We start from the raw sequence: 23,698 nt of genomic DNA, 5'->3' as shown, positions 1-23,698 counted from the left end.
TGCTGGTTCCAGCAGCGCGCGGACACCTTCACGCCGTGAATGGCCCACGCTGGCAAGGAGACTGCCACGACCATCGAGCCGCACCCCGCTTCGGGCAGCGTTGCCTCTCCGGCGGTAGCCGCTGGGCGCATTCGCGTTCTGCTGGTTGAACCTCGGCGCATCTACGCCGACATGTTGGCCCGCACCCTACGCGCCGAAGAGTTCGCCGTCGACGTCGCACGCTCAGATGCTGCAGCGCTCACCGCGGTGCGCGACGATGACCCCGACGTGGTGGTGGTGTGCCTGGGATCATCCGCGCACGGCGCCGTCGTCCTTGACCGTGTTCGCCAGGCCGCCCAGTGCGGCGTCGTCGCCCTCGCCGACACAGAGATGGCGCCACTAATATCGCGCGTCGGAGTGGCTCCCATCGGCTCCCGCGACATACTCAACACGCGAATACGGCAGACGCTCAGGCGTTCTCACCAGCGCAGCGAGGTCGGCGGCGCGCAGCGACGCCACGTCGACGATCTGGTGATCGACGTGGGGGTCCGGCGGGTCTATCAGCGCGGCAACGTCATATCGCTGACTCGAACGGAGTTCGCGATCCTTCGGGTGTTGTCCGATGATCCAGGGGAGCCCGTGACGTGCCGACGACTTCAGGAAGTCCTTTGGGGGGCGACGCAGCCCGGCGGGCGGTCGGCGCTGGGCGTGCACATCGGCAATCTTCGACGCAAGCTCGGTGACGCCCCGTCTCGTCCGCGCTATGTCCGGACGGTCCGCGGCATCGGCTACTGTCTGGCCGGCTGAACCATTACCCGGTGCAGACAAGGCGTTTGGTGGGAGGAAGCTGTTGGCGGAAGCGTTCGGGGTCAGGTCTCGATAATCCGTATGACGTAGGGTGTCATCCCGGCGGTACGCACCGGTGAAATCTTGATGGGAACGCCGGTTTGTTGCGCCTCGATCATTTTTCCGCCGCCGAGGTAGATCGCTTCGTGTTGGCTTCCGCCGGGCCCCCAGAACAGGAGGTCACCGCGTTTAGCTTGCGCGGGAGGTACCTTGCGGCCAGCGTTGTACTGGTCGCCGGACCATCGCGGCAACAGTACTCCGACGCCGGCGAAGGCGAATCGTGTCAGTCCTGAGCAGTCGAAACCGACGGTGCCTGCGCCTTGGTCGACACCGCGACTAGGGCCGGTGAGGCTGCCCCCTCCCCAGGAGTAGGGAACGCCGATCTGCGTTCCTGCCCTGCGGATAACGTATTCGATCGCCTGGGCACCGTAGAGACGGTTGCCGCGGACGCTCGTTTGGGGGCTTGCCGCGGGACTGACGAGTCCGAGACTGCTCAGGAAGCTACGCCCCAAGTCCATCGCAGTCTGGGTGGCAACGGCCGTCGCCTGCAAGGACGCGTTGGCGATGGCAACCGGATCGCCGGGCGCTCCCGCACTCGGGATCTTGGGCAGGAGTGGATCCCACGGACCGCCTGTCGGCTCGGCGGAGGCTGCTGGCGTGCACGCCAAAAGTACCGTCGCGACGACGGCAACGATCACCCCAGTCAGGCGAAAGCCGACCGCAGATACGCGGCCTTCCTCCGGGCGGACGCATCGGGCCATCGGTTCCATATGGCGTTCTTTCTTTCGGCTGTCGGAGCGCCGGTGATTGGTTTCGCCAAGAAAGGCGAAACAGAGCGTTCCGTACTGTGCAGCAACGATGTACGTAGCGAATACGTAGATCAGCCTAACTCACATATGCCTCATCAGTAACACCTGCAACATAATTACAATGCTGGAATTTCGGCAGCTGAAATTGCTAATGGTGTTTTGCGAATGGGTGCTTGAAAGTGTCGATCGTCGATGGCAAAGGCTACGAAATAAGCGGTGGTCCGGACATGTGAAAATGCCTTTACCTAGGGCGGCAAACCAAAGGTGCCGTAGCGGAAAGGGCTGCGCTACCTGTGCTGCGTGGGCCCCACGGCGCGATGCTTGGGTGACACTCGGCAGTTCGCAACCCGGTTCGGTGGATGCGAAACGTCCTGCTGGCACACGTAACTGGTGCCACGAGGTGACTGGGAGGCGGCGGTTGTGAGTCTCCGCTGCTGATCTGAGTTTCAGAGGTTGGCGTTGCCGGCTTTCCACTGATCCCAAGGGATGTTCCAGTCACCTAAACCGTCTGTCCCCGACAGCGTGGGGCCGGTGGTGTTGATGACCTCAACGATGTCGCCGCGTCGGGTGTTGTCGTAAAACCAGCGGGCGTTGGCCGGATTGACGTTGAGGCATCCGTGGCTGACATTGGCGATACCTTGGCTGCCCACCGACCACGGTGCAGAGTGCACGTAGATCCCGCTGTAGGACATCTGGGTCGCCCACTCCACCTCGGTGCGGTATCCGTCAGGAGAGTTGACCGGAACTCCGTAGGTGGACGAATCCATCACCAGAAACGAGTAACGATCTCCGATGATGTAGGCGCCGTTATCGGTCGGGGTCTTGGCTTTACCCATGGAGATGGGCATGGTCTTGACGATCTGACCATTGCGCCGCACAGTCATCGTTTTGGTGGCGTCATCGGCGGTGGCGATGACCTCGTCACCAATGGTGAACCGGGTAGTGACGTCATCCTGACCGAACAGCCCGTCACCGAAGTTGACGCCGTACGCGTTGACCGCCACCTCTACTTTTGTTCCCGGTTTCCAGTATTCGGCTGGGCGCCACCGTACTTCGCGATTATTGAGCCAGTAGAAGGCTCCCTCGACCGGGGGGTTGGTGGTCACGTCGATCGCTTGCTGCGCTGCAATCCGATCGGTGATGTTCTCATCGAAGCGGATCGCGATGGGTTGGCCCACGCCAACCGTTTCCCCGTCGTTGGGCAGGACGTAGGGCATCGTCAAGTTGTCGGGCGAGTGGGTTTCGAAGGTCGCTGTCGTAGTGGTCGCGCCGCCCAGTCCAAGGGCCTGGGCATGAAGGGTGTACTGCTTGTTGTAGCCCAGCGGCTCGGCCGACGACCAGGACACGCCATCGGGGCTGAGCTGTCCGTCGACGAGTTCGCCGGCTTCGTTGGTCAACGAGACTTGGCCGAGAACGCCGTCACCGGCGGACACGGTAACAGGGGAGTCCACCGCGACGCCGATCGCTCCGTCGGTCACCGACGCCTGCAATTTGGGCACTAGCAGGTCGGCGAACGGGGTGCCTTTATCAGTGATGACCTCGGGCTGGGGCGCGGCGGCCGGCGACGAGCTGCACGCGGCCGCGATCAGCAGCACCGCCATCGCTAGGACGGCCGTCCGCAGCCACTGCGCCGTCCTGCGAAACGGTGGGAGGCAAGTCGCCTGCGGCATCAGTGTGGTCTCCGTATCCGAATGTTGACATCGCTGATGAGCGGGCACTGCGTGCGCCGCGACGGCCGTTCGCGGGCGGCGGTGCACCGTTCACGAATATGGTTCAAGTGTGCTGATGCGTCATTTGGCTTTCTTAGTCCTTCGATGAAGATTCAGTAAAGACGCAGACTTGCGCTCTGGCCTGCCCGACATGGCATCCGGCTAGCTCTGGCAGGCGCCGAACGGGCTGCCGATCGTTTGTTCGTCGATCGTCGGCCCGTGGCGCGAAATGGGCCACGTAGGAGGCTATGGGTCTAGTACGCGTAGATCGGGAACGCTTGAGGCAATCACGGTTCCGGGAGCGCTAGACGCTGGTCGCTCTCAGCCCTGCTCCAGTGTCGGTTTCTACGCGGTGGGGTCCTTCGTCGCGGTGGTGGACTTGAGGCTGCACCCTCCGGCGGGGGTGAAGGGGTGTATCAGCTGCCGCCCGTACGCGGTGGGGTAGTCGGGGTGTGCGGCCATGCCGAGCTGGGTGGAGTCGAATCGGCGGGTGGGGTTATAGGAGTAGGTGCGCATGAGGTGGTCCCAGACCAGGGTGAACAGCCCGAAGTTGACGTCGCCGATGCCGGCCCACTTGAGGTGATGGAAGCGGTGGCCTTCGTTGAGAGCCAAGACGTGCTTGGCGGGGCCCACGCGGTAGTCGGCGTTGGAGTGCTGCAGCAGCAGCTGGATCGCCACCGCGATTGCGAGCAGGGAGGCGACGTTGACGGGCAGACCGATCAGGATGAGCGGTGCCACACCAGCGGCTCCCGCGAACGATCGCACCGTTCCGTTGGGAAGCCGTATCGTCCTACATCGACAGGCTGGCCCGCGCCAACCATATCGGCGTCTCCACACTGCGCGGCCATGTCGCCGAATCATGCGCAGCCCGGCCGCGACCGGACTGGTTGGCCGTCGTCAGCGGCCAACCTGAGCAGGTAATCCGGTCCCGTCTCTGCGGGCTTGCTGGCGACCCCACCGCGCTCAAGCAATATCTCCGCCGCCCTTTGTGTCAAAGATGTATGGCACGCAAGGGAATACACGAACCCGTCTACTGCTACCTGCCTGCACATGTCTCCGTATGCCACCGTCACCGACGCTGGATCGGTTCACCAACGCGCGTTCTTGACGACCAGGTGGATCTTCGTGACCGGCCCACGGTGCTCAGTGCCGGGCGCACGCATCGGCGCTTGGCCCGTCAGTATTCAGAGGTCGACCTTCATGACGCCTTGGGCGACGCCCGCCACATCCTGGTCTTCTGGGCTCACGCAGAGCGTCACGTGGCGGCGGGGATTCTGCAGAATGGCCTAGAAGCGCACGTGGTGGCCTACCCCGATGTGATCGCCGTAGCCGCAACATTGCTCACAGCTCGCCCTCGGGTTGAACAGCCCAGGACGCCAACGGAACCCGCCTGGCCGACGCTACTGCTCGACCGCATCAACGAACGCACCGGCGCCCACCATGCCGACGCCACCCCCGTCGAGCAATGGGCGCAGTACCGACGCCTATTCGCCACTGCCGTATTGACGACACGCTCAGACGGCGCAGAACTGGCGTGTCGCGCTTAGGGGTCGGCAGTCTTGAATGTGCCTTATCAGTAAGGCACTTGTGGTGTGCATCTGACTGTGTCCGACGGTTGTATCTATCGGCTTTCTAATCGTTAGGGACAGTGGTATCTGGCTGGGTGTATCGGCCGGTGAATCATCACCGGCGGCGCTGCTTGCCGGTGATTGGCCGGCGGTGGGTGGTCCAGCACGCGGCCACCGCGCTGACCACCACAGCGAAGGCGGCAATGACGCTGGCCGGGAGGGCGTGGTCCTGCAGCCATCCGGTCGCGGTGGCCGACCAGCCGGTGAGCAGGTTGCCGCCGCTGGCGGTGTGCCCGGTGGCCGCGGGCAGCCAGTACCACGCGAGGTAGGCGCCGGTGGCGATGAGGACAACGGCGGTGACGCGGGTCCCGTGGCGGGCGAGGATACCCAGATGCCGGGTCAGGGCCGTGCCGGCGATGGCGGTGCCGACGCTGACCAGCATCAAGATGGTGGCGGCACCGGCTGTGTATGCGGTGAACACTGCCAGCAGACCGCCCCATCCGCTGGTGGCCTGGGCCTGGGCGATCACCGCGAGCAGTACCCCGAAGGTGCAGGACAGTGACGCCAGGGCGTAGCCGATTCCGGCCGCGAGCACACCACCGGCTGTTGGGGAGTCCGGCCGATGACGCGTCCGGGCAGGCATACGCAGACCGATGGTGCGGCCGGTGAGCATGAAGCCGCCCAAGATGGCCAGGGTGAGCCCGATCGTGATCCCGAGCCAGGGAGCAGCCGTCACCAGGGTCCGGGCACCGGCACTGATCGCGATACCGGCGAGGGTGAGGGTGCCGGTGAACCCGATGGTCAGGACGGCCCCGGTGCGCAGTGCCCGGGCCAGCCGCACGAGCACCGCATCGGTGCCGCCGGTGGCGATGGTGCCGGTGATCCACGCCGGTAGCAGCGCGAACCCGCAGGGGTTGACCGGGGCGAGCATGCCAGCGGTAAACGCGAGCGCGAGCAGGTTCACCGTGCGGCGCTGCTGCCGAGGGCGGCCAGGATCTGATCCTGGGACGGGGCGTGGCCGCGGTAGCTGATCTGCCCGGACGGGTCGATGACGAGGGCGGTGGTCGGCGCGGTCACCTGGTAGCGGCTGGTCAGGGCCCCGTTAGTATCGACGACCGCGGGCAGGCTGGTGCCGCCGATCTGGTCCAGGAAGTGGCGAACATCGGCGGGTTTCTCGGTGGGGACGATGTCGACGGCTAGGAACTTGGCGCTGCCTCTGGCTTTCTCCACGGCCGCCCGAGCAGCGGCCAGGGATTTACCGCCGCCGACGCATTCGCCGCACCCGTAGGAGAAGAACAGGATCGCGGTCGGGGCGGCAGCGGGCAGTTCGACGGTTTTGCCGTCCACCGTGGTCAGTGTCGCCGCCGTCGCCTGGGTTGTGGCGTTGGCGTGTGGCGGTGAGGTCGGATTGCTGGTTGTGGCCGATTGGCCGCACGCGGTCAGCGCGCCCGCTGCCAGCATCACAGCCGTAACGCCCGCCCACCTGTGGGGTGTAAACGAACGCGTTTCAGACATTGTCGATGCTTCCTTTCGTCAGGTCGTCGAGCGTGTGCGTCGCGGGTGAATGGCTGTCGGCGGGACAGCAGTGATCGCCGCGTTGACCGCGGCGGGCGAAGGCGACCACAGCCGCCAGCAGCAGCGCGACGGCTGCCCCGATGACCCATGGATTCTCGAGCAGTCCACACACGGCGGCGAGCGCGCCGCCGGCGATCAGGACTGGCGCGGCGCAACACAGGGCCGTCACCAGCACCGCTGCCGCACCCAGCAGCACGGGATTTCTTCGTGGACGTTGATTCATTGATTTCTCCTCATCAGGTTGGGTGCGGCTGGTCAGCTGCAGCAGCCGGGGTGGGCAGTTGGCGGGGTATGGAGCTGGGTAAGGATTTGTGTGGTCAGGGCTGCGCCGAGTTGGTGGGCCTCAGCGACGCTGACGATCTGACCTTCGGGGTGCTCGGCGAGCCACGGCGCGGCGTCCTGCGCGCAGGTGAAGTAGTGCACCTGGTTGCAGAATGAGGACCGGATCGAGGTGAGGTCGTCGGGGTTGACCAGCGAGACCACCGCGGTCTCGGGCTGCACGCTGGTGACACCGTTTTCGCCGACCGAGACCCTGATCGGGTGCCCGCTGACGGGTGATTCGGATTCGATGCTGGCGGGCCGGTCCAGGATGGTGGGAAAGATGAGGGTGTCCAGGGCGCACCAGGTGTAGAGCTCTTGGCCGGCCACGGTGAATCGGTGGCGGGTCGGGCGCAGGGTCAGGCCCTGGCCGACGATGCGGCCCTGCTCGTCGTATTCGGTGTCGGGTACCGCGGCCAGACGCCGGGTCACCTCGTCAACCGGGAGGCCGACGGCCGCGGCGAGCGCCTCCACGGTGACCGGCTCGCCGGCGGCGAGCAGCCGCAGCAACGGCACCAGCATCGTCGGGTCGAGCCCGGACTCTTCCGGAATGGTCAGGCGGTCAAGGAAATTGGGCATCAGGAACCTTTCGAGTGAGCCATGCGTCAGGATGCGCAGCAGGACAGTCGGGACATATCGGCGCTGAAGGACTGGGCGGCGATTTTGATGCCTTCGGCCATGGTCAGATACGGGGCCCAGGACCCGGCGACCTGGTCGACGGTCATCGCGGCGTCGAGGATGTAGACCGCGGCGGCGGCGATCTCGCCAGCATCCTTGGCGACGGCGGTGATGCCGTGGATGCGGCCGGTGCCGGCGTCGGCGACGAGTTTGATGAAACCGCGGGTGTCTCGGTTGACCACCGCACGCGGCACATGTTTTAGCGGCAGCACCCGGCAGTCGCACCGTGTCCCGGCGGCGAGGAGCTCGGCCTCGGTCGTCCCGGCCGCACCGACCGCGGGGCTGGTGAACGTCACGCGGGGCAGATGGCGGTAGTCGACCCTGCGGCCGGCGTCGGTGAAGATGTTGTCGGCGACCATCGCGCCGTGATGGGCGGCGACGTAGACGAACTCGCGGTGCCCGGTCACGTCGCCGGCCGCCCAGATCCGTGGGTTCGACGACTGCAGCCCGTCGCTCACCACGACCTCGTTGTTCTCGCCGGTTTTGACCTGCACCGCTTCGAGATTCAGGCCGTCGGTGTTCGGACGGCGGCCGGTGGCGACGAGGACTTTCGCGGCACGGAACTGCTGCGTTCCGCCGGTGATGGTCGCGGTGACCGTGACCTGATCGTCGGCCTGCTCGACCTCGCTCACCGTGGCGCGGCGCACCACCCGGATGCCGTCGTCGGCGAACACCTCCAGCAGCGCCATGCCGACTTCCGGCTCTTCCTTCGATGCCAGCGTGGAGCGGACCAGCACCGTCACCGTTGACCCGAGCCGGGCGAACAGTTGCGCCTGCTCCAACGCGACGTAGCCGCCGCCGATCACCAGCAGCGACTCCGGGACCTCGGTGACTTCCATCGCGGTGGTCGAGGTCAGGTAGGCGACGCCCTCGAATGCGGGCGGGATGACTGGGTTCGCGCCGGTGGCGATCAGGTAGTGCTCGGCCTCGATGGTGGCATCGCCGACCTCGATGACGGGCGCGTCCGGGGTTCCGGCGAACCGCGCTTGGCCCTGAATGCGCTGCCAGCCATACGATTCGGCCACGTTGAGGTACTTCTCTGAGCGCAGCGACTCCACCAGATCGTGCGTGCCGGCGATCAGGGCCGCCATGTCCACCGGGCCGGCCGTGGTGGCGATCCCCGGGAACCGGGCAGTGTCGGCTGCGGTATGCCGGGCCTCGGCCGCTGCGATCAGGGCCTTTGACGGCACGCAGCCGGTGTTGACACACGTGCCACCGAAGATGCCGCGCTCGATCATGACGACGGACTTGCCGAGCGCGGTAGCGCGGATCGCCGCGGCCATCGCCGCGCCGCCGGAACCGATGACCGCGAGGTCCAATCCCTGACTCATGCACCCATCCTTGACCTTCAAGTAGGCTTGAAGGTCAAGTGTTCTGAGGAGACATCGTGAGAATCGGGAAGCTCGCCGAGGCGACCGGGGCCACCACCGCGACGCTGCGCTACTACGAAGACGAAGGCCTGCTCCCGCCCGCCGAACGTTCCCCGGCGGGGTATCGCGACTATGCCGCCGACACGATCGCCCGGGTCGGCTTCATCCGACGGGGACAGGCCGCCGGGTTCAGCCTCGCCCAGATTCGGCAGATCCTCGACATCCGTGACAGCGGCCACGCGCCGTGCACGCACGTGCGCGACCTGCTCGACATCCGACTGACCGACCTCGACGAGCAGATCAGCGCACTGGTGGCACTGCGCGAGACCATCGCCCGGCTGCGGCAGGGCGCCGAAAGCGTCGACCCGGAATCATGCAGCGCCGATGACGTATGTCGATACCTCTAGGAGCCACCTCCGTGGCACCGGAGGCATGTATTTCGTCAAGTCCGTTGACCCCGGCAGTCGTCATGAATTTCCGCCCCACTGGAGGTCGTTGGTGCGCGGGAGCGCGGGGCCTGCTGAGCAGTAGGCTCACCCGATGCGGTGGGATTTCACTCGAAGCTGGTCGCATTGGCCGTGCTGAGCCCAGCCACACTCGTTCAGGCGATCGCCACCTTCGCCATCACCAATATCGACGACATCGTGGTCCTCGCGGTGATGTTCGGCCAGGCGCCCGGTCATCGTGGCGCAGCCATCCGAGTGACCGCCGGTCAGTACCTCGGCTTCACCGCCATCTTGGCAGTTTCGGTCGGCGGCGCACTCCTGGGTGCCACGCTGCTTCCTCCAGCCGCACTGCCGTACTTCGGGCTGCTGCCCATCGTGTTGGGGCTGCGGGCGGCATGGCTGGCCTGGCGGGATCGCCGCACCCAACCGGCGCCGACCGATGATCCCGCAACACTGTTGACGCCTGGCACCTGGCAGGTCGCAGTCATCACCTTCGCCAACGGCGGCGACAACATCGGCGTGTACGTTCCGATCTTCGCCGTCTCAACGATCGCCACCATCGGTGTTTACATCATCGTGTTCCTCATCGGTGTGGCCATCTGGTGCGCGGCCGGCCGATATTTCGCCTCCCACCCGATCATCGCCAAAGCACTCTCACGCTGGGGCCACATCGTTCTGCCCGTTGCACTGATCACAATCGGGGCCCTCATCCTCATCAAAGGCGGAGCGTTCGCCCTCTAGCTCGGAGCAACTTCACCACTCAGGGCCAGGAGGCGCTCCTGCATCGGCATGTGTTGGCGTTCAACCACTTTGGTGATGTCCCGGCCCGTATCCGCTATGACAATCTAAAACGGGCGGTGGCCAAGGTGCTCAAAGGCCGCAGCCGGCACCCGAACTACCAACACGAGCGAGCGCACCACAGAATCATGATCGTGTGTCACGAGAGACACGATCACAGTAGTTATACCGAAGACGTACCCGAGCCAACGGAATCGACAGGAGACCATTCCGGCTACCCTGCTGCGCTCGCAGCCGGGCGCGGAAGCAGGGTAGCCCCAGATTCAATGAGAAACGTCGCGATCGAAATTCTCATCCAATCTGGGGCAATGCAGGTCAGACTAGTAAATGTGCCCCAGATTCAATGAGAACGGACATCGATCAGCTCGTCGACCACGACGGCCAACGGACGTCGGCGGGTGAACGTCAACACCGGAGCAACAGTCCAGCCGGACCGAAGCGCGCGCAGGTGCGCCGAGCGCCCTGGGGCAGACTCCGGTTCCAAGAACACTACGGTGCCCTCCGGCGCGCCGACTTCGACTCGGTGTGGCGCATCGGCGGGCACGACCACCTTGGTGCCGCGATGCTGGTTGCCGTGCTCGTCACGCATCGTGAAAGGTGTTGTTGCGGTGACAATCTGGACGGCATGGTGGGCGTGTAGATCGGTGGTGCCAATCGATCCGGTGAACGCCAACACCCCAGGTCGCAGCAGTGCAGTCCCGCCCCAGTGCGGTTCACCGGTGATACCACCGCCATCCCGCATCATCGCCACGAATCGATGCTACGGCCTTCCATTAATCGACTTACCGCGGCGCCAGCAACGGGGAACATCGAATCAGGCGTGGAGCCATCCGCCGCCACGGGTAATGCAGGATATGCGCCGTGGGCCAGTCACCCACCGCCGCGCCTAGCTCGGGCTGCCCTTGTACCGTATACCCCTCAGGGGTACCTTCGTTGTATCACCCGGGGCGGGTAGCCCGACGACTGGAAGGCGTATCGCTGGTGAGCGTACAAGAAAGATTTCGGCAGCTCGTGCAAAGCCAGACCGCACGGTCGATCGCCAAATGCATCGCTTTGTGCGCGGTGGGTCGTGTCACTAGTGGGCGCCGCTCAGGCAAGGCCGGCGAGGGAAAGTCCTGCTGCGGCTGACAGCACCGCGACAGGCTGCCCCCGAGCGGCTTGCCGCCGGAGCGTGAGGCCCCTCACTGCTGCCGCCGTCCTTAGTGCCTAGTCTTTATGGACCCGAGTGTCCCGGTCCGATGTTCTGCGAAGGAAGTTCTCGATCGCTGGGCCGAAAGCGTGTGCCATGTCCTCAGCGTTGACGAATTGGCGGGACATCGAAACTTCGGCGAGGACCCCTCGTGGAAGGACATCGGCGAGGCTGTGGGCCAAGCACTCGGGGTGACGGATGTCGTCGCCGGCGATGACGAGCGTCGCAGTGTCGATGCGCCGGAGGTCCTCGACCGTTGCAAAGGCGCGGTCATGACCGATTGACGCCGCGGCCGCCGCACTGTGGGCGTCAGCGCGCGGAATAGCCTCAGCGACCAGGTTGGCGATCAGCGGCTGAAGATCAGGAATGAACAATTCCCAGGCGGCCTGCAGACCGCGGGAACGGGCATGCTCGGCGAAACGATCCATCAGATCGGTGTCTGCGGCTTTGTCCGCATCGTCCTCTATCGCTTCAGCACTGATGACCACCGCCGACCGGGCGATACGGGGGTGCTGGAGGCACGTCCGCAAAACGATGGTGCCGCCCAGTCCGGCGCCGACAAGGTGGGCGCAGGTGTCATCGAGCGCGTGAACGATCGCAATGACGTCGCTGACGTACTGATCCCATCGGTGCAACGTCGGGTCGGGACAACGCGATGCTCCGTACCCTCGAATGTCAGGCAACGCAACGCGATACCGGCCAGCGAGCCGGTCAGCAAGCGGTCGCATGCTGTAGTGATCCGGACCCCCACCATGAAGCATGATGATCAGTTCGCCGCGCCCGACGACCTCCCCCATGAGGGGCCAGCCATCATCTCCGACGTGCAACGCGCGCACCACCAACTGATCCCTCCCGTCGTTCCGGGATAGCGCTACGCGCGTCGACACCAAACCAATGACCCCGGAAAGTAACCCTTGAAGCATACCCCCAAGGGGTATATGCTCTCTTACGTATACCCGGTAGGGGTATCTACACCCGTCGAGGATAGGAGATTGGTGATGAGCACGAGCACGTACGCCGTCACAGGAATGACTTGCGGACATTGCGAGCTGTCGGTGCGCGAAGAGGTCAGCGAGGTCGCCGGAGTTGAAGACGTCGAAGTTAGCGCCAAAACCGGCACCCTGATCGTGACGTCGAGCCGTCCCGTCGACGACGCGCAGATCCTCAACGCCGTCGACGAGGCCGGCTACTCGGCGGTGCGTGTCGCATGAACGCCGCGGGACGATTGACAGCGTTTGGCGCCGGACTGGCAGTGGCGTTCACGGCTGCATACGTCACCGCCGCAGCGGTCGTCCCTGATACCGCGGCGACATCTCCCCAGACCCAAACTTCCGATGCTGCAGCGGATCACAGCGCGCCGCCGACCGAGCAGGCGTCGCCAGTCGATCCCTTCGCCGACCCGCCGGGGTTGTCGTTGGCCGAAGACGGATACGTCCTGAGCCCGGTGCGGTCCCCCAGCGCACCCAACGATCGGGGAACGATGAGCTTCACCATCGTCGACCCGGGCGGCACGCCGCTGCTGGACTACGCGACCGTGCACGACAAGCAACTGCACCTCATCGTGGTCCGTTCCGACGGCCAGCACTTCGCCCATGTACACCCAAGGCTGGACGCGGCCACCGGCACGTGGTCAACGCCGTGGACGTGGAACGCCGCCGGCACCTACCGCGTGTTCGCCGACTTCCAACCCGCAGGGGCGGGCAGCGCCAAACTCACCCTCACCCGAACCGTGCAGGTGGCCGGCGCGTTCGTCCCGGCGGTGGCGAGTGCCACACGCACCGTGGATGACATCGCCGGATACACCGTGAAACTGGACGGTGCACTCACCGCGGGCGTCTCCCACCAACTCACCGCGACAGTCACGCGCGACGGCCGGCCGGTGATGACCTTGCAGCCCTACCTGGGGGCTTACGGCCATCTCGTCGCCTTGCGTGAGGGAGACCTGGCGTATCTACATGTGCACCCTGAGGGGGCCGAGCCGGTACCGGGCGGCACCGGTGGGCCTGCGGTGTCGTTCGCGGCAACCGCACCCACAGCGGGGCGCTACCTGCTCTACCTCGACTTCAAAGTCCAGGACACCGTGCACACCGCCAGCTTCGTCGTCGACGCCGCACCCGGTGGCACCAACGAGCCCGCGCCAGAGCCATCGCGTGACGCCGGCCATGCCGGCGGGCACTGAGCTATCCCGTCCGAATCAGAAACTGAAAGGCAGTGGCTTCATGACGACATCGACACCGGTGTCTGGCCCGAGTGTGGAACTTCGCATCGGGGGAATGACCTGCGCCTCCTGCGCCAACCGCATCGAGCGCAAGCTCAACAAGCTCGACGGCGTGGCCGCGACAGTCAATTACGCGACGGAAAAGGCCACCGTCACGGTGCCTGACGGATACGATCCGGCGCTGCTGATCGCCGAGGTGGAGAAGACGGGCTACACCGCCGCGCTCCCGACACCGCGCACGCCGATGCCCTCCGACGCATCCGGTGACACCCCGCACGCCGCGGACACCGCCGACCCCGAACTGGCCTCGCTGCGGCACCGCCTGAGGGCCTCGGCCGTCCTGACGGTGCCGGTCGTCGCGATGGCGATGATCCCGGCGCTGCAGTTCACGTACTGGCAGTGGGCGTCGCTCACGCTGGCGGCCCCCGTCGTCGTGTGGGCAGCATGGCCATTCCACCGGGCCGCCTGGGCCAACCTGCGACACGGCACCGCGACCATGGATACGCTCATTTCGCTGGGCACCGTGTCAGCGTTCCTGTGGTCGCTGTATGCGCTGTTTCTGGGCAGCGCCGGCACGCCGGGTATGAAGCATCCCTTCGCGTTCACCCTGGCGCCGTCGCATGGCGCCGCCAACATCTACCTCGAAGTCGCCGCCGGCGTAACCACGTTCATCCTGGCCGGACGCTACTTCGAGAAGCGGTCCAAACGGCAGGCCGGAGCGGCACTACGAGCCCTACTCGACCTAGGCGCCAAAGACGTATCCGTCCTGCGCGACGGGACGGAAACCAAGATCGCCATCGAAGAACTCGTGGTTGGCGACGAGTTCATCGTGCGCCCGGGGGAGAAGATCGCCACCGACGGCGTGGTGGTGTCCGGTTCCTCGGCTGTCGACGCCTCGATGCTGACCGGCGAAGCGGTACCCGTGGAAGTCGCTACCGGCGACACCGTGGTCGGTGCCACCGTCAACGCCGGCGGTCGGCTGGTGGTGCAGGCCACTCGCGTCGGCTCGGACACCCAGCTCGCGCAGATGGCCCAGCTGGTCGAACGCGCCCAGACCGGCAAGGCCGAAGTGCAACGCCTGGCCGATCGCATTTCCGGCGTCTTCGTACCGATCGTCATCGCTATCGCCGTGATCACCCTCGGCGCCTGGCTGGGCGCGGGATTCTCAGTCGCCGCCGCGTTCACCGCAGCGGTCGCGGTCCTCGTCATCGCCTGCCCCTGCGCCCTCGGGCTGGCCACGCCCACCGCCCTGCTGGTGGGCACCGGTCGCGGCGCACAAATCGGCGTGCTGATCAAAGGTCCCGAGGTGCTCGAATCCACCCGCAAGGTTGACACCGTGGTGCTGGATAAGACCGGAACCGTCACCACCGGCAAAATGACGCTGGTCGATGTCATCACAGCGCCGGAAACCGAACGCGCGGAGCTGCTTCGACTGGCCGGCGCCCTGGAGAACGCCTCCGAGCACCCCATCGCCCAAGCCGTCGCCGCCGCGGCGGCCGAGGAACTCCAGGCCCTGCCCGTTCCGGAGGACTTCGCGAATGTCGAAGGTAAAGGCGTCCACGGCATCGTGGATGGACACGCCGTCATCGTTGGGCGCGAATCACTGCTGTCCGACTGGGCGCAACACCTCAGCCCGGATCTGTCCCACGCCAAGGCCCGCGCGCAAGCCCAGGGAAAGACCGTGGTAGCGGTCGGGTGGGACGGGCAGGCGCGCGGTGTACTCGTCATCGCTGACACCGTGAAATCGACGAGCGCACAGGCAATCTCGCAGATGCGTGACATTGGGCTGACCCCCGTGTTGCTCACCGGCGACAACCAAGCCGTCGCTCGACAGATCGCCGCCGAAGTCGGCATCGACGACGTCATCGCCGAAGTCATGCCCGAAGGCAAGGTTGACGTCATCGCACGCCTCCAAGCCGAAGGCAAGACGGTCGCCATGGTCGGCGACGGAGTCAACGACGCGCCCGCCCTCGCCCAAGCCGACCTCGGTCTGGCGATGGGCACCGGCACCGACGTCGCCATCGAGGCCTCCGACATCACCCTGGTGCGCGGTGATCTGCGCAGCGCCGTTGACGCGATCAGGCTGTCCCGCGAAACACTGTCGACGATCAAAACCAACCTGTTCTGGGCGTTCGCCTACAACGTCGCAGCGATCCCCGTCGCAGCACTGGGCATGCTCAATCCGATGCTGGCCGGAGCCGCAATGGCATTCTCCAGCGTCTTCGTGGTGGGCAACAGCCTGCGCCTGCGCCGCTTCAAAACCACTTCCGCCGACACCACCAGTTAAATCACCGCCACCTGTGAGGAGAACCAATGTCCGAGAATCAGAACCGCACGTCAGCCTGCTGCTGCAGCGGCGCAGCCGACAAAATCGATACCTCACCCATCGACCCTACGGCGAGGAACCTGCTTGACCTCGGATCGCAGAACGAGACCACCTGCCCCGTGATGCCCGGCACGCCGGTGAACAAGACGGTCGCCGAAGCGGCGGGACTATTCCGTGACTATCGCGGTCGGCGTTACTGGTTCTGCTGCAAGGGATGCGGACCACGTTTCGACCGCGACCCCGACAAGTATGCCTCCGCCGCATGACCGCGACCCTCGTCGCGCACTCCTCGCCGGGCACCCGAAGTTAGTCACCACCACGCACAAGGAAAGCGTCATGACCCACGCCGACAACACCAGGCACTGCCCCTCAACAGGCACCACCCACCACGGCTACATCACCGATAAAGACAAATACCTCAAGCGGTTGAAGCGCATCGAAGGCCAAGCCCGCGGCATCAGCAGAATGATCGAAGAGGAGCGGTACTGCATCGACATCCTGACCCAAACAGACGCGCTCACCAAAGCCCTCCAAGGCGTCGCGCTGGCACTGCTTGACGACCATCTTCGCCACTGCGTCCGTGACGCCGCCGCCACCGGCGGACCGGCCGCTGACGCCAAACTCACAGAAGCCTCTGAAGCCATCGCCCGCTTGGTGCGTTCCTAACACCCACATCATCAATGCGCGTCGACTGAAACGCGAAGTCCCCTAAGGAAAGAACATGACAAACCGCGATGACCACGGCGTAGCAACATCCCACCCTGGCGGGCACGCCCACCACCAATTCCCCAGCGCACACCCTGACACCCACCCACACGGCGAACACCACGGCCATGACAATCACACCGGCCACACTGGCCATAGCGGCCACGGCGGTGACCACGTGGCCCAATTCCGCAAGCTCTTCTGGATCAACCTGATCATCGCCATACCGGTCGTCGCGTTCTCGACCATGTTCGCGATGCTGCTCGGTTACGACGTCCCCGACTTCCCCGGCGCACGCTGGATCGCGCCCCTGCTCGGGACAGTGATGTACGTCGTCGGTGGCCGCCCCTTCCTCACCGGTGCGCTGAACGAGGTCCGTTCCCGCAAACCAGGAATGATGCTCCTGATCGGACTGGCGATCACCGTCGCCTTTTTCGCGTCCTGGGGCGCGAGCTTGGGCCTGCTCCACCACGAGCTGGAATTCTGGTGGGAACTCGCCCTTCTCATCGTCATCATGCTGCTCGGCCACTGGGTAGAAATGCGCTCGCTGGCCCAGACCACCTCAGCGCTGGACTCACTGGCCGCACTACTTCCCGACGAAGCCGAGAAGATCGACGGCGACCGCACCGTCACCGTCTCGCCGACCGACCTGCACGTCGGCGATGTCGTTGTAGTCCGACCCGGCGGCAGCATCCCTGCCGACGGCAAGATCGTCGACGGACGCGCCGACATGGACGAGTCCATGGTGACCGGCGAATCCCGGCCCGTTACCCGCGGCGTCGGGGATCCCGTCACAGCCGGCACCGTCGCCACCGATTCCGGGCTTCGGGTCGAGATCACCGCCACCGGCGACGACACCGCCCTAGCAGGCATCCAACGCCTAGTCACCGAAGCGCAGAATTCGTCCTCGCGTGCCCAGCGCCTTGCTGACAAGGCCGCCGGCTGGCTGTTCTGGTTCGCCCTGATCACCGCCGCGATCACCGCGGCGGCATGGACAATCGTCGGCAATCCCGATGCCTCGGTGGTAAGAGCGATCACCGTGCTGGTCATCGCCTGCCCTCATGCGCTGGGCCTGGCGATACCACTGGTCGTGTCCATCGCCACCGAACGCGCCGCCAGAGGCGGCGTCTTGATCAAAGATCGGCTGGCCCTGGAAGGTATGCGCACTGTCGACGCCGTGCTGTTCGACAAGACCGGCACCCTGACGAAAGGCGAACCCACCGTCACCGCCGTCGAGGCGACCGGAGACGACGACGGCGACATCGTGCTCGCGCTCGCCGCCGCCGCCGAGACCGACAGTGAACACCCCCTGGCGCGGGCCATCGTGAAAGCCGCCGAGGATAGGGGATTAACGGTGCCGCGCGCCAGCGGCTTCTCGTCCTCTCCTGCCGTCGGTGTGACTGCGACGGTCGACGGGCACGAAATCCGAGTGGGCGGCCCCCGACTTCTCGAAGAAGTCGGCGCCCAGGAGGTCCCCGCGGCCACCGCGTGGCGCGGCGAAGGCGCCATCATTCTGCACGTCATCCGCGACGGAGAGGTGCTCGGCGGCCTGCGCTTGGCCGACGAGATCCGCCCCGAATCCCGCGAAGCCGTCGATGCGCTTCACAAGCTTGGCGTGCAAGTCGTCATGATCACCGGCGACGCCGAAGCCGTCGCCAATAGTGTCGGCCACCAGCTGGGCATCGACCGGGTGTTCGCGGGGGTGCGCCCCGAAGACAAGGCGTCGAAAGTTGCTGCCCTGCAACACGAGGGCAAGAAGGTTGCCATGGTCGGCGATGGAGTCAACGATGCCCCCGCCTTGGCGCAGGCCGATGTCGGCATCGCCATCGGTGCCGGCACTGACGTCGCCATCGCTTCCGCCGGTGTCATCCTGGCCAGTTCCGACCCCCGCTCGGTGCTGTCGGTCATCGAGCTGTCCCGCGCCAGCTACCGCAAGATGAAACAGAATCTCTGGTGGGGCGCCGGGTACAACCTCATCTCTGTGCCCCTGGCTGCTGGTGTGCTGGCACCCATCGGCATCGTGCTGCCCATGTCGGTCGGCGCCATCCTCATGTCACTGTCAACGATCGTCGTCGCGCTCAACGCGCAACTTCTGCGCCGCCTCGATTTGACGCCCGAGGCGAGCACCCGCGCCGTTCTCAACCGTTAGGGGACGGCCCACCATGTGGAGCATCCGGCGACCATGTGAAGTTCGAATCGCCGCTCCCAACCATGTGGAGCTTCGCACGAAGAAAGCAAATGCAGTCGCCGGTCGAATTCTCAATTATCCGTCGACCGCCGGTACCTTCGGATGCGCCGTAGACGGCGTGTAGCTGAGCGACAAGCCACCCAATCGGAGCCGGGGAAGCGGAGGAAGGAGCACCAGTGACCGACCTCGCCACTGTCGAAAATTCGATTCGACGACGGTCGTTCGGCACCCTGTCGACGCTCGATAGCAGCGGCAACCCCCACGCGACGGCCGTCACGTACGCAGCGGCCGGTGAAGGCACAAACCTGACGTTGTACATCACGACCCGTACTACGAACGTCAAGGTTAAAAACATTCGACGACGCCCACAGGTAGCCTTCGTCATTCCCGTGCCGCACCGCTTTCTCCCCATGATGCCGCCGGCAGCTGTGCAGTTTGCGGGGTCGGCCACAATACTGAACCACGAAAACGCCGACGCGCGAGGGGCATTCCACGCGGACTGGTTTCTCCGTCGCATTCTCGCCGCCGAGGAGCGCATCGTCTCTCAGCGTGCTGAGCTGTGCTTCATCGCAGTCCGGCCGAGGCGATGGTTATCCACCTACGGCATCGGAATGTCGGCCCTCGACATCGTGCGTCATCCGGGCGACGCCATCGGGCGGGCAGACCTGACGGGCGGAAACTAGCCGTCAGGCCGTGGATTGGCCATACAGACGTAGGTCAATGCACATGGTCGTGGTCTTGGTGGTCGTCTAGCGGCGTCGCCGCTGGAAGCGGCTCGCTGATGGGCACGGGCGTAGCCTGCTCAGGCGCGCCGCCAGAGCCAGCGCCTGGTGCAGGAGCTTCGACTGGGCGCACGGCAGGCGGGGAAGACGTCGGCTCCAAATCGTAATTGTGATGGTCGTCGACGTGTTCTGCACCGGTTCCGTGATCATCGGAGGCGGGCTCCCCAGCGGGCGCTGCAGGGGATGGTTCAGGATGGCTGTGATGGTCGTCAGTCTGCTCTGCACCAGGTCCGTGGTGATGAGCCCCTGCTTCAGCGCCGGCTGGGGCGTGGTGGCCGTGCCGTAGACCAGAGGCAGCGCCCACTGTGGACGCCAACGTGACGATCCCAATCGCGCCCAGGAGCACCATGGCACTGCCGAAGGCGGGCACCGGTTCTCCTTGAAGGCCGCGGTGCCAGACCCAGCCAGCGCCCATGACGACATAGATCTGAAGCAGCAACGCGCATAGGTCCGCGGCTTGGATCAGTTCGGCTTGACCGGCGTGGGGCCCGAGCGGCGCTCCCGCGGTTCTCGACACGGACCAAAGCGCAATAACGGCAAGGTTGACCATGATGCCAAGAGCTAGCACCGGGGTGGTGGTACGGGTGAGTACTAGCCGCGCCCACAACAGTTGGAACAGCGCGATTGCCGTAAAAAACAGGCCCGCTGGCATCCATTCCTGCCAGTGCGTGGGAACGACGGCGAAGTGGATTACAGAAGCGCCTAGTGAGGCGAGCGCGGCAAGCCGAGCCGCTAACCGGCTGTCGGTCTTCTTCGCTGTCCTAGGCGCCACCGAACAAGGATGACAGCGCCACCCTAGACACTGGCTGGAGGAATTGTCAATACCTGTGGATCGGCGTGTTTCAGGCGACCTCCGTTCCGGCTTGCTGATCGCCGTCTGAGGGCGGTGTCGGTGGGGTGATTTCGGTGGGGCGTTCGAGCAGTTTGCCCTTGTGGAAGACCGCGCCGGCGCGGACCAGGGCGACCAGGTGTGGTGCGTTGACGGCACGCCAGCGGGCCGCGGCGGCGTCGATGAGCTTGTAGGCCATGGCCAGACCAGCCGCACGTGATCCCGGCCCCTTGGTGACCTTGGTTCTCAAACGTACTGTGGCAAAGGTGCTTTCGATCGGATTTGTCGTGCGTAGGTGGATCCAGTGCTCGGCGGGATAGTGGTAGAACTCCAGTAGGGTGTCCAGATCGTCGGTGATCTTGGCGACCGCCTTGGGGTACTTGGCCCCGAAGTCGACCGTGAAGGCCTTGACCGCGACCTGGGCCTTGTCGATATCCTCGGCGTTGTAGATCTCCTTGAGCGCCGACAACGCCGACGCGTGCGCTGATTTCGGCAGGGCGGCAAGCACATTGGCTTGCTTATGAAACCAGCACCGCTGTTCTTTGGTGGCCGGGAACACCTCGCGTACCGCTTTCCAGAAGCCGAGTGCGCCATCGCCGACGGCGAGCACGGGTGCGGTCATGCCGCGTCGTTTACAGTCGCGCAGCAGATCAGCCCACGACTCGGTCGATTCCCGGTAGCCGTCGGTGATCGCCACGAGCTCTTTGCGGCCGTCCGCGCGCACGCCGAGCATCACCAGCAGACACAGCTTTTCCTGGTCCAGGCGGACCTTGAGGTGGATGCCGTCGACCCACAGGTAGACGTAATCGGTGCCCGACAGGTCCCGGGCGGCGAACGCGCGGGCCTCGTCCTGCCACTGGCTGGTCAGCCGGGTGATCGTGGTGGCCGAGAGCCCGGCACCCGAGCCCAGGAACTGCTCCAGAGCGGGGGTGAAGTCGCTGGTGGACAGCCCGTGCAGGTACAGCAGCGGCAGCACTTCGCTCATCTGCGGTGACTTGCGTGCCCAGGCCGGCAGGATCGCCGAGGAAAACCGTTTCCGCTCACCGGTGTCGGGGTCGACGCGTTTGTCGTTGACTCGCGGTGCTTTCACCTCAACTGCCCCGGCTGCCGTCAGCACCTCGCGGGCCTGGTGATAGCCGTTGCGGACCACCAGCCGATGCCCCTTCTCATCGAGCTGATCGGCGAACTGGGCCACGTAGGCGGCGACCTCAGCCTTCAACGCGGCGGCCAGCATCTGACGGGCGCCGTCGCGGACGATCTCGTCCAACAACGACCGACCAGCACCGCCAGTGCTTTCGTTGGCCTCGATGGCATCGTGAACTACGGTGAGCATGGGCGTACCTTCCCGAACCAGCGCGCCAACGCCGGCTCATGATCGGACCTTCGGATATTCAGATCATCCTCGGGAAGGTGCGCCCACTTTCACGCCCCCTCACCGAGGCTCATCCACAGGTTCTGATCATTGCTCCACTGGCTGCACGAGGCCACATCTCAACCCGACCGAGATTCATTCGTCATCAACTACTGCCGTCCTACGTAGATGGATCGATGCGACCCTTCGTCTGCGAGTCTCAACCACCGCCGTTTGGCGATAACCAACACCGGGCTTCTCTTGAGACCTCGCCGATGCGGCAGTAGCGCACGTCGCTGTTCGCGTCCGGAACTGGCTCAGATTGTCGACGGGACTACGCGCGTCACCGTGCGGGGCGCCGAAGGACAGAGGTCACATCTGCCTCATGGCGTTGCGCTGCTTGAGCTGTTCGCGCACCACATCCTCGATACGGCCATCGGGTAGCGACAACACATAGCGCCGCATGACATCCAGCGCAAACTCCTCAATGTCGGCGTAGCTGGCACCGGCAAGCTTGTCGGCGAGGGTGCGCGGCGCCATACCGAGGTTCCCGCCGAGCCGCATACGCAGCTGCTCGAGAAAAGTCGTGGCCTGTATGCGCGACGGGGGATGCAGTGCTAACCGCACCTGAAAGCGGCGCCATGCCGCGCGGTCGAGCAGTTCGCCATGGTTGGTCGCGCAGACGGCGACGACGTGGGAGGGCAAGCGATCGATCTGTAGGAGCAGCGTCGAAACGACGCGCTTGATCTCGCCGGTTTCGTGCGCGTCGGAGCGCTCCTTGGCGATGGTGTCGAACTCGTCGAAAAAGAGCACGCAGCGCCGAGTCCTTGCGAACTCGAAAACGTGATCGATTCGACTCGTTGTCTCTCCAAGAAAGCTAGATACAACTCCCTCGTAACGCACGGCGTAGAACGGCACCATCAACTCCGCTGCCAACACTTCAGCAAGCGAGGTTTTACCGTTACCAGGCGGACCTTCCAAAAGGATGCGGTTACGCGGTTCCAGGCCGTGGCTGCGGAGAAGCTCGCTACGGTGATGCTCCTCGATGATCTCGTTCACCGCCGCCGTGACGGCAGGCGCCAGATGCACCTCTGACAATCGCCGTTTAGGCACAATTTCGGTGACCAGATCAGCGACCTGGCGGGCGGTGTCATCACGGGCGAGCAGGCTGCGAGCACCGGCAGTGGTGATCAATTCGGACAGACGATCAGCCACAAGATGGTGCTGATTGTTGCGCTCCTCGGCGATGATCGCCTCCACCAGCATGCGAAAGCGGGCGACGTCGCCACGCTGCTGCGCCTCGACCAGATCAATCACTAGGTCAGACCTCGCCATGTGGCCCCTCCTTGCGCAATGCGCTCGCTCGATCATTGCAGATGCGTTCACCACCGCGGGTTCGGCGCCGTACTGTGTCGTGCCCGCTAGCAGCGCCAACAGCGCTCAGATAGTTGTCCGAGTTCTGCCGTAGTGTTCTTCGACCGCCCTGCGGCCACTGATCGCACGGGTGGCTTGTCGCCAGCTACCCGGGAGTGTCTCAGAGGCGTATTGGTGCGCCGGGCGGTCACGCTCGTCGGCGTTGGTCTAGTTCCGGACAGCAGGCCCCGCGACGCTCTGCGTGTCGGTGAGGCGAAGCTGCGTTGGCACGGCAGCAGCGCTGAGGTGTCGAGCTGGTCGCGGCCGTGACAGGCCTTCCGGTCACCGGTTTCGTCGTGGTTCACGTCGACAAAGACGCTGATGACCGCCGACATCGACGAAAGTGCATGGAGTTTCTTCTGCCGCACTTGGCGTTGATGCCGTGCCCACCGGCGAGCCGATCTTGGAGCTGGACACTCGGTCACTTCTGAGGACGTCGACCACGCGACACAGCGCGCCGAGGAAGCGAGACAGCGCGCCGAAACGCCCACCTGTCCGCAGCCCATCTCCACGAACAGGCCGGCGACGCACATCAGCGGGCAGCCGAGGTTCACGACCAAGCACCGTCAGCAGGCGTCGGAGACGTCACTGCGCACAAGGC

22 protein-coding genes and 2 pseudogenes are annotated in these 23,698 nt (G+C 65.0%); 11 read left to right on the top strand and 13 right to left on the bottom strand.

All coding sequences use genetic code 11. The features are described from left to right. Positions 1 to 39: 39 nt before the first annotated feature. Positions 40 to 786: a response regulator transcription factor gene (locus tag KXD98_RS20390; RefSeq protein WP_260760101.1), complete on the top strand. Its 747-nt coding sequence runs from the start codon at positions 40 to 42 to the stop codon at positions 784 to 786. 62 nt (positions 787 to 848) lie between these two features. Here the strand turns inward: KXD98_RS20390 and ripB are convergent, their stop codons facing one another. The 3 genes and pseudogenes from ripB to KXD98_RS20375 form a co-directional block, all read right to left on the bottom strand. Next, on the bottom strand, positions 849 to 1,595 hold the full coding sequence (ripB, locus tag KXD98_RS20385; RefSeq protein WP_046361656.1) for an NlpC/P60 family peptidoglycan endopeptidase RipB: 747 nt from the start codon (positions 1,593 to 1,595) through the stop codon (positions 849 to 851). A gap of 485 nt (positions 1,596 to 2,080) precedes the next feature. Then, positions 2,081 to 3,304 (bottom strand): Ig-like domain-containing protein, encoded by a 1,224-nt coding sequence (locus KXD98_RS20380; RefSeq protein WP_059090336.1) that lies wholly within the window; start codon positions 3,302 to 3,304, stop codon positions 2,081 to 2,083. A 384-nt stretch (positions 3,305 to 3,688) separates the two neighbouring features. Continuing rightward, positions 3,689 to 4,090: pseudogene (locus tag KXD98_RS20375) on the bottom strand (sterol desaturase family protein); the annotation flags it as partial. Between the two features lie 368 nt (positions 4,091 to 4,458). Here KXD98_RS20375 and KXD98_RS20370 point away from each other — a divergent pair. Next, entirely contained in the window at positions 4,459 to 4,890 is a 432-nt protein-coding gene (locus tag KXD98_RS20370; RefSeq protein WP_225503056.1) for a hypothetical protein, read from the top strand. A gap of 136 nt (positions 4,891 to 5,026) precedes the next feature. On the opposite strand, the gene KXD98_RS20365 is transcribed toward KXD98_RS20370, so the two are convergent. The 5 genes from KXD98_RS20365 to merA are packed head-to-tail and all read right to left on the bottom strand — an operon-like array spanning position 5,027 to position 8,813. Further along, positions 5,027 to 5,875, bottom strand: a complete 849-nt coding sequence (locus KXD98_RS20365) for a cytochrome c biogenesis CcdA family protein (RefSeq protein ID WP_024444598.1) — start codon at positions 5,873 to 5,875, stop codon at positions 5,027 to 5,029. Continuing rightward, positions 5,872 to 6,372, bottom strand: coding sequence for a redoxin domain-containing protein (locus KXD98_RS20360; protein WP_234788714.1), 501 nt, complete (start codon positions 6,370 to 6,372; stop codon positions 5,872 to 5,874). Before KXD98_RS20360 ends, KXD98_RS20365 begins: the two co-directional genes overlap by 4 nt. 46 nt (positions 6,373 to 6,418) lie before the next feature. Then, positions 6,419 to 6,709: a hypothetical protein gene (locus KXD98_RS20355; RefSeq protein ID WP_005148657.1), complete on the bottom strand. Its 291-nt coding sequence runs from the start codon at positions 6,707 to 6,709 to the stop codon at positions 6,419 to 6,421. 32 nt (positions 6,710 to 6,741) lie between these two features. Continuing rightward, entirely contained in the window at positions 6,742 to 7,383 is a 642-nt protein-coding gene (gene merB / locus KXD98_RS20350) for an organomercurial lyase MerB (protein WP_005148656.1), read from the bottom strand. Positions 7,384 to 7,409: 26 nt separating this feature from the next. Then, positions 7,410 to 8,813 (bottom strand): mercury(II) reductase, encoded by a 1,404-nt coding sequence (merA, locus tag KXD98_RS20345; protein WP_005148655.1) that lies wholly within the window; start codon positions 8,811 to 8,813, stop codon positions 7,410 to 7,412. A gap of 56 nt (positions 8,814 to 8,869) precedes the next feature. Here merA and KXD98_RS20340 point away from each other — a divergent pair, with 56 nt between their 5' ends. Both KXD98_RS20340 and KXD98_RS20335 read left to right on the top strand, forming a co-directional pair. Next, positions 8,870 to 9,259, top strand: coding sequence for a heavy metal-responsive transcriptional regulator (locus KXD98_RS20340; protein ID WP_005148625.1), 390 nt, complete (start codon positions 8,870 to 8,872; stop codon positions 9,257 to 9,259). A gap of 138 nt (positions 9,260 to 9,397) precedes the next feature. Then, complete coding sequence (locus KXD98_RS20335) at positions 9,398 to 10,039, top strand: cadmium resistance transporter (protein ID WP_079481877.1); 642 nt, start codon at positions 9,398 to 9,400, stop codon at positions 10,037 to 10,039. Between the two features lie 412 nt (positions 10,040 to 10,451). Here KXD98_RS20335 and KXD98_RS20330 read toward each other — a convergent pair. Further along, a pseudogene (locus tag KXD98_RS20330) lies at positions 10,452 to 10,841 on the bottom strand (AraC family transcriptional regulator); the annotation flags it as partial. A gap of 461 nt (positions 10,842 to 11,302) precedes the next feature. After that, complete coding sequence (locus KXD98_RS20325) at positions 11,303 to 12,013, bottom strand: alpha/beta fold hydrolase (protein WP_234788713.1); 711 nt, start codon at positions 12,011 to 12,013, stop codon at positions 11,303 to 11,305. A gap of 270 nt (positions 12,014 to 12,283) precedes the next feature. Here KXD98_RS20325 and KXD98_RS20320 point away from each other — a divergent pair, with 270 nt between their 5' ends. The 7 genes from KXD98_RS20320 (at position 12,284) to KXD98_RS20290 (ending at position 19,405) form a co-directional block, all read left to right on the top strand. Further along, positions 12,284 to 12,496: a heavy-metal-associated domain-containing protein gene (locus tag KXD98_RS20320; protein WP_011856847.1), complete on the top strand. Its 213-nt coding sequence runs from the start codon at positions 12,284 to 12,286 to the stop codon at positions 12,494 to 12,496. After that, a complete protein-coding gene (locus KXD98_RS20315; protein ID WP_024444593.1) occupies positions 12,493 to 13,464 on the top strand; it encodes a hypothetical protein in 972 nt (323 codons plus the stop codon). Before KXD98_RS20320 ends, KXD98_RS20315 begins: the two co-directional genes overlap by 4 nt. A 40-nt stretch (positions 13,465 to 13,504) precedes the next feature. Beyond that, on the top strand, positions 13,505 to 15,790 hold the full coding sequence (locus tag KXD98_RS20310) for a cation-translocating P-type ATPase (RefSeq protein ID WP_073683355.1): 2,286 nt from the start codon (positions 13,505 to 13,507) through the stop codon (positions 15,788 to 15,790). A gap of 26 nt (positions 15,791 to 15,816) precedes the next feature. Continuing rightward, complete coding sequence (locus tag KXD98_RS20305) at positions 15,817 to 16,095, top strand: YHS domain-containing protein (RefSeq protein ID WP_024444591.1); 279 nt, start codon at positions 15,817 to 15,819, stop codon at positions 16,093 to 16,095. Positions 16,096 to 16,165: 70 nt separating this feature from the next. Next, on the top strand, positions 16,166 to 16,495 hold the full coding sequence (locus KXD98_RS20300) for a metal-sensitive transcriptional regulator (RefSeq protein WP_011856766.1): 330 nt from the start codon (positions 16,166 to 16,168) through the stop codon (positions 16,493 to 16,495). A 55-nt stretch (positions 16,496 to 16,550) separates the two neighbouring features. Next, positions 16,551 to 18,683 carry a heavy metal translocating P-type ATPase gene (locus KXD98_RS20295; RefSeq protein ID WP_024444590.1) on the top strand — a complete coding sequence of 711 codons (2,133 nt, stop codon included), beginning with the start codon at positions 16,551 to 16,553 and terminating at the stop codon, positions 18,681 to 18,683. Positions 18,684 to 18,898: 215 nt separating this feature from the next. Continuing rightward, the gene (locus KXD98_RS20290) at positions 18,899 to 19,405 is read left to right on the top strand and encodes a pyridoxamine 5'-phosphate oxidase family protein (RefSeq protein WP_064280685.1); all 507 of its coding nucleotides are present in this window, start codon (positions 18,899 to 18,901) and stop codon (positions 19,403 to 19,405) included. Positions 19,406 to 19,439: 34 nt separating this feature from the next. Here the strand turns inward: KXD98_RS20290 and KXD98_RS20285 are convergent, their stop codons facing one another. The 3 genes from KXD98_RS20285 to KXD98_RS20275 form a co-directional block, all read right to left on the bottom strand. Continuing rightward, complete coding sequence (locus KXD98_RS20285) at positions 19,440 to 20,276, bottom strand: hypothetical protein (protein WP_260760100.1); 837 nt, start codon at positions 20,274 to 20,276, stop codon at positions 19,440 to 19,442. Positions 20,277 to 20,346: 70 nt separating this feature from the next. After that, positions 20,347 to 21,666: an IS256 family transposase gene (locus KXD98_RS20280; RefSeq protein WP_064961518.1), complete on the bottom strand. Its 1,320-nt coding sequence runs from the start codon at positions 21,664 to 21,666 to the stop codon at positions 20,347 to 20,349. Between the two features lie 390 nt (positions 21,667 to 22,056). Further along, positions 22,057 to 23,019, bottom strand: a complete 963-nt coding sequence (locus tag KXD98_RS20275; RefSeq protein ID WP_064280684.1) for an AAA family ATPase — start codon at positions 23,017 to 23,019, stop codon at positions 22,057 to 22,059. Between the last annotated feature and the right edge of the window lie 679 nt (positions 23,020 to 23,698).

The organism is Mycobacterium sp. SMC-4, from assembly GCF_025263265.1.
Classification (GTDB): domain Bacteria; phylum Actinomycetota; class Actinomycetes; order Mycobacteriales; family Mycobacteriaceae; genus Mycobacterium.
Note: the sequence above shows the minus strand (reverse complement) of the source record. Positions and strands in the feature narration are given on the sequence as shown.